Annotated in this window: 1 protein-coding gene; it reads left to right on the top strand. The window is 37.7% G+C overall.

What is annotated here, in order from left to right:
• Positions 1-2,208, top strand: a 2,208-nt coding sequence (locus CRYPD_RS07575) for a C80 family cysteine peptidase (protein WP_138146968.1), incomplete at both ends; no start/stop codon positions are given.

The raw sequence follows: 2,208 nt of genomic DNA, 5'->3' as shown, positions 1-2,208 counted from the left end.
ACAACATTTAGACGGCACAAGATACAAAAGCAATGTCATTGTTCAAAATAGCAACAATTCTACCGTGGTTGAAGCCGCTAACGCCTTATTCAACAAACATCCTGACACCAGCATTATCGTTAAATTTGACCAAAACGGCAATCTGGTTACCCTAAAAGGTGAGGCTTACACCCCAACAGGAGACATTCGTGTTAATTTTGTTGATCACGGTGCTGATTTAACTCAAGAAGGCGCACAATCATTAGTAGATAAAGCCAAAATACTACAACAAACCTATGGCAATGATAACACCAGAATCAAGCGTATAGCTTTGGTTGGGTGTGATACCGATGGCGTTAGTCAAGGTTTAACTCGAGACTTTGCCTATATTGCTTATAACGACATACCAGCCCTACAGCACACAGAAATTACTGGCAGGACAGGGCAAGTTCAAGTGAATGATGACGGCACTAAGACCATGACGACAGACGGCACTAAAACGATTTACAGTTGGGATAACGACAAAGGGGAGATTGCCCAAAAAACTGAGACGGTTAAGCGCTATAGTGATAGTCTAGAAAATCCATTAAGTGACCTTGATGATCAAATAAAGGAAATAGAAAAGTTGCTTGACAGTAAAAAATTCCAATCTCACAAAAAAAGCAAACATCACGGTATCTTAGTTAATACTCTTGAGGTTTTACATAAAATACAAAGAAATGGATTGGGACCTTCTCTTGATAAGTTAGAGCCAGTTAGATCAGATTTTCATGCACATTTGGAAAAAAATCCAAGCTCAGAGATTTCAACAAAATTAGGCGAGATATACTCTTTTTTAAATGAATATATGCTTAAACTCAAAGCATATGCAATACTTCGATCTTCTCTATATGAAGAATGCGACAAAGCCGAATTATTGGGAGTTGACAGAAAGATTGAAAAATTAGAGGATATTCACAATCAGCTCTCAAAGACATTAAGAGGGGAGTCTGACATGAATTTATGGGCGAAAAAAGATAGATTATATATAGAACGGCGCATTCGAAGGGCTAAAAGGTTTCAAGAAAAACTTAGAGAATGGAAGCAACCTGTGGTAACTATGGGCAACACAGATCCATTTACAGGGGGTAAGCATCAAGTTGTTGTAACAGTAGAAAATGATCAAACTGAGGCCTTGTTAATCATTGAACTACGCCTGGCAAAAAAATATCCACACAATACAACTATTGTCCATATGGAAAAAAACGGTGATTATCAAGTTGTATTCGGCACTACATTAGATCAAATACCAAAAGGCGACCTCAAGGTTATAATTAATGGACATGGTAATTCAGATGGAATTGGGGGCAGGAGTGTTGAGGAAATTGCTAAACATATCGGTATAATAAATCAGGCTGTTGGTGATGATTCTGAGATAAAAAAAGTCAGTTTAGTTGCTTGCAGTTTAGGGAGTGAATATCCAAAAATGCTGTTGCCAAAGCTACAGGAAGAGGGCATAAATAGCGCCAAAGTAAGCACTAGATTGGGTGTGGTAGCTACTTGGCCTAATGGCAGAAAAACTGTGCTAGAGCCAACAGGAGAGCTCTCTAACAAATATCGCTCAAGCATACTCAAAGAAACTTACGCTTTTGATGAAAAAGGCGATATAGTCCTAGTAGATTCTTACACAGATGAGCATTATGATCTTGTTCTTTCTGCTAATAAAGATGGCACACCAAAAATAGAGCGCACTTATGGCAATAAGTTAATTAGTGAATTGAAAGGCGGGTTAAAAGTTCATGTCAAGGCTGCAGACTTTAATGAGGCTAAAGAACTGTTGCATCAGTTTGAAGAAAAACTGCCACCAGATGCTTCAATGGAACATATTAGCATCAAAACACAAAAAGATGACGATTGGTTTGATCAACATGATGCGTTAAAACTAGGGAAAAGCCTAGATAATTTAGGCGAGTATTTTGATGCAAGTATTTTGCTATACCCTGATCCTGATAAGGGCCAAGTGACAATGGCTACTCGTGATAAGGATTCTACAATGATGATTTTAAAGGACGATTCAAGGTTTTTAATGGAATCTGACTTTTCAAAAAATATTTTAAAATTGACAGAATGTGAAAATCCAAGGCATCGGATATGGGTATATGGGAGCAACGACTTTGACTCTGATATTCAAGTAATAATCGAACACAGGAAAATAGAAAGTATTCCCACAATAGAGGCAACTTTAGAAAA

Source organism: Bathymodiolus heckerae thiotrophic gill symbiont (genome assembly GCF_900180345.1).
Lineage (GTDB): Bacteria > Pseudomonadota > Gammaproteobacteria > PS1 > Pseudothioglobaceae > Thiodubiliella.
The sequence above is the reverse complement of the archived record's forward strand: the minus strand, read 5'-3'. Positions and strand labels throughout refer to the sequence as shown.